This window comes from Allomuricauda sp. CP2A (genome assembly GCF_001683915.1).
In the GTDB taxonomy this organism is placed as follows: domain Bacteria; phylum Bacteroidota; class Bacteroidia; order Flavobacteriales; family Flavobacteriaceae; genus Flagellimonas.
In genome coordinates this window covers 1-4,168 of the sequence record NZ_LXTT01000008.1, presented here as the reverse complement: position 1 = coordinate 4,168, position 4,168 = coordinate 1, and the positions used below count along the sequence as shown (strand labels likewise).

General features: G+C 35.3%; 3 protein-coding genes. All 3 read right to left on the bottom strand.

All coding sequences use genetic code 11. From position 1 onward, the window contains the following. Nucleotides 1–164: 164 nt before the first annotated feature. The 3 genes from rpsB to A7D14_RS00870 all read right to left on the bottom strand — a co-directional run bounded on the left by rpsB (nucleotide 165) and on the right by A7D14_RS00870 (nucleotide 4,121). Nucleotides 165–1,310, bottom strand: coding sequence for a 30S ribosomal protein S2 (gene rpsB / locus A7D14_RS20310; RefSeq protein WP_255307360.1), 1,146 nt, complete (start codon nucleotides 1,308–1,310; stop codon nucleotides 165–167). 276 nt (nucleotides 1,311–1,586) lie between these two features. Further along, nucleotides 1,587–2,642: a reverse transcriptase family protein gene (locus A7D14_RS00875; RefSeq protein WP_067028991.1), complete on the bottom strand. Its 1,056-nt coding sequence runs from the start codon at nucleotides 2,640–2,642 to the stop codon at nucleotides 1,587–1,589. A 204-nt stretch (nucleotides 2,643–2,846) separates the two neighbouring features. Further along, nucleotides 2,847–4,121 carry a hypothetical protein gene (locus tag A7D14_RS00870; protein ID WP_067028989.1) on the bottom strand — a complete coding sequence of 425 codons (1,275 nt, stop codon included), beginning with the start codon at nucleotides 4,119–4,121 and terminating at the stop codon, nucleotides 2,847–2,849. Between the last annotated feature and the right edge of the window lie 47 nt (nucleotides 4,122–4,168).

Below are 4,168 nucleotides of genomic sequence, written 5' to 3'. Positions count from 1 at the left end.
ATTCCTAATATTCTCAATGGTTTTTGTCTGTTCATTATTTATGGAGAATAATAAGGTCGTGGTGGTCTCGCCCGTTTGCTCATGAACAAAGAAAATTGGCCTTGCTGAAAAGACAGTTTGAGGTTGATCCTCATTTTTCACAAGTAGAATCATTCTATGAAATTCTATTTTATAGGTAAGTTAACTTCCAGAGTATCTACAACATGAAAGTTTTGAAGTAAATTAATTTGTATTTTGGACATACCCGTTATTCTAGGAATAATTGAAAAAAATGCATTTGCTGAATTAGTTTCGTTAAATTTCAAGATCAAATTTGAATTAGCAATATCAGCATTACTGGCCGAAACGAGATAACTGAATGTTTTAAGAAGATCGGGGCGGAAATGCGGGTCGTTAATTCTTACCTTATAACTGAACTCGTATGACACATTCTTCTGCAATTCTCTATTTTCCGAATTAATCAAAACCAACTCAGTACTAGACGTATATTCCCCAACAGACATTTCACTGAGTTCATTAAACTGGTATTGGTCAGGGTCAAAAACCGCTCCATCCTTAACTTCTTCATTTTCTTTGAGAGCAACAGCCTCTGAAATTATCGCTTTACTTTCTTTTTTATCCTGGTATTCTTTAATCCCTTCAGCAATGGCATTTGTCACTTCAGTTAAAATAGCAGCTATTGATGTATTTGCATCATCATTTGCAGGTATCACAAAATCGATGGGTCTTGGGTCTGAATTTGTATCTACTATTGCAAAAATTGGAATATTCAATTTTCGGGCCTCTTTTACGGCAATGTGTTCACGCATCGTATCCACAATAAAGATCGCACCGGGTAAACGGGTCATATCGGTAATGGAACCCAAGTTTTTCTCCAAATTGTCACGCAAACGGTCTACTTGTAATCTTTCCTTTTTGGAAAGAGTATTGAAGGTACCGTCTTTTTTCATACGGTCGATGGAAGCCATTTTCTTAACCGCTTTACGGATAGTGACAAAGTTGGTCAGCATACCACCGGGCCATCTTTCAGTGATATATGGCATGTTTAGCTTGGAAACCTTGTCAGCAACAATGTTCTTGGCTTGTTTTTTCGTGGCTACGAAAAGGATTTTTCGGCCAGTAGCAGCAATTTTATAAAGAGCCTCGTTGGCCTCATCAAGCTTTGCTACCGTTTTGTAAAGGTTGATAACGTGGATACCGTTACGCTCCATGTAGATATAGGGCGCCATGTTTGGATTCCACTTTCTGGTTAGGTGTCCAAAGTGTACACCAGCTTCCAACAAGTCTTTGACTTCGATTTTTTTGCCCACTTATGAAATCAATTTAGAATTCGATTTTTTCTGAAACAAACAACCATTCCGTATTACTAATTGGAAAGATTGTACATGTACTAGCAAAGTATAATTTCATATTAAAGTTCTATTCCCAATATAACAAAAAACCAATTATGTTTATAGGGTAAAGTTCACAGTTTTTGAACCCCGTTATAATCACCTATTCAATTCTTAAAATTAGGCCTTAAAGATGGGGAATCTATACTTATATCATCAACAAACAATTGTTTCCACTAAACTTCATAAATCAAATCATATAGGCCAATTGATTTTGTTAAACTGTTCAAAATAATCTTTGGCAACATCCTTTTCAACAGCATGGACAAATGCTATGTTTCCCAATAACCAATCCTTAAAATTCCTTTGGCTAACCCCAGCTGATTTCAAATGATTTATAACTCCATTTTTAAGACAATGATATAGATGATGCTCTATTTCCTTCTTTTTCTTTCCAGGTACTTTGACAACACCATCCTTGATACTAAGTCCAGTAACAAAAAAGTTCCCGCCGGATTTTATAAATCTGGTTTTACTATAATTGACGTAGAAATTTTCATCCCTTACTATGAAATATACAGTTTTTTTAATCTTTTCCAGTTGAACAAGATTTCCTGAAAAAGTGATATCATCAGCATAACGCGAATAGTTCAGCTGGTTCTTCAGTGCTAATTTATTCAGTCTTTCGTCCAATCTTCTACAAACTAGATTTGCCAATTTAGGACTCGTTGGAGCTCCTTGTGAAAGAACCCCTTCATTAAGCATCTCCAGTTTATCCTTTAAAGATGATTCTTTTTTCTTGAAAGTGCTAAGAAAATAACTGTCCGGTCTCACAGTTAAAAGCTTAGCCATATAAACTGCCAAGTTTGGGTGATATCCAAAACTCAGGATTACTCCATAAATTCGTTTTTCATTTATAGAGTCATAAAATCTCTGCAAATCAATTTTAAGGATCGCTGGTTGACCCAAATGGGCACTTGCATTTTTAACTATTGAGGATTCCTTATCAAAGCCAAAACATTTTTCATGTGATTCAACCCTATTGAGAATATTTTTTAAAATCCATCTATGCAAAAATTTCAGCGTGTTCTCTGGTGTTTGGATCACACGAAAACCTCCTCGTTTCTTTTTGAGCTTAAATCTTTTATAGTAACGAATTCTGTCAGATTTACATATCTCCAGAATCTCGGTGACCGATACTCCGGCCAATAAGCACAGATGGTGGATTGAAAAGACCAATGGGAGTCCTTTTTCATCAAGTCTTTCCCTGTATTCCTTTATGTCTGACAAAAATTCTTGGGAATGGTCCATATGGTATCATTTTTAGACAATGGAAAGGTCATAGGTGCAACTCTATTTTGAATAATGCGGAGCATTTCCAGCACAACTCTCCCGAAGGGATATGTTGTACTGGAAGTGTTGAAAAGTAACTTCAACCCTGCACGGACTACTGCCCGAGCCTCCAGGCCCTATCTCATTTAAAAAAATGTAGTTATGCCTGAAATTGCTTGCACTCTATGACCTACCATTGAATTGTTTTGGCAAATATTTTATTTCATTTGGAACAAAAGATTGTGATTCTTCGTTTTCTATACTTCTATTTAGTGCCTTTATCGTTTTTTTGGCCTCATAATACAATTGCAGGCCATAATCAGATAGTTCAAAATTTTCTGTGAATAGTCGTCGTTCCACTGCTTTATCCATCATGTCTTCATAATCAGAAGTCAACATCCCCATTTTTTGGCAAATGGTTGGTACTGTATGACCGGCACGTTTCAATCTGATGATTCCATAAACAGAAAAGTCTATTTTACCCACTGAATTAAAAGTTCCTTTATTTCGTTTGACCTGAAAAGTGAAAAACTCTCTTTTGACATTGTTGGAGCCAAACTCTTTTAATAGGGCTAATTCATAGGAAAGAGATTTACGAAATTCTCTGGACACACTCATTTTATCATTTGAAAATCTTGGTATGAGTGGATGCCATCCATTCTTGTTAGCCCAAATTATTGGTAAAGTATTGTTCGGACTTCCGTGGGAAAAAGAGACTAACGCCTGTGAATTTTCAAAACCCAAAGCATGAACATATTTTTCATTTCCATTTTTCAATATTTTGGGTCTCGACAAGGTAACACCATATTGATAGCAAAATTCTCTATAAGCATTATAATTCCTATATCCAAAGTTGTGCGAATCCCTAGCAAATAATGGTTTGAATAAATTGGATTTAGGAAAATGCACTTTGTCAAACAATGGTTCAATTCGCTCAACTGCCCTATTCATACCAGCAATGCCCACAAAATGGATTTCCTTGAATCTATCTTTATATTTCAACACTTTATCATTGTAAAATGTTTCTATAGATTTTCCAGAACCGGCAAAATCATCTATCAAGACCAAGTAGATTTGGTCTTTTCCGAAAATCGATTCATCTAAATGAGCCACTAATTTCAACTTATTTGAATTTTTCATTCTCCCGTGAAAATTAGTTTTCTGAACGAAGTATGCTATCATGCTACCACTCTTTCCAAAATCCCCGACTGGAAGGATCAAAATTTTTTCACCCTTTTCCAATTTGGGAAATTGACCATTTAAAGTTTTATCCAAAATACTTTCTATTTCATAGGTAGTAAAAACATTCATGTTCATAGCAATATGGATTGCAAACTGAACTTCGGAGGGCTTGAAATTATTCAACCATTGGATTATATTCAATGGAGCGACCACATTCTTCAGTCGAGAACCTAGAATCTCCAGGGTAACATTGTCAATTTGTTCGATAATTTGCATTTAAAAAAAATTAATCTTAAATTTTTAAATCTCCTAAATCATAATGT

What these genes read in the sequence shown, in the direction of transcription:
- A7D14_RS00875 (WP_067028991.1), bottom strand. Translation starts at nt 2,642, where the DNA reads ATGGACCATTCCCAAGAATTTTTGTCAGACATAAAGGAATACAGGGAA.
- A7D14_RS00870 (WP_067028989.1), bottom strand. Translation starts at nt 4,121, where the DNA reads ATGCAAATTATCGAACAAATTGACAATGTTACCCTGGAGATTCTAGGT.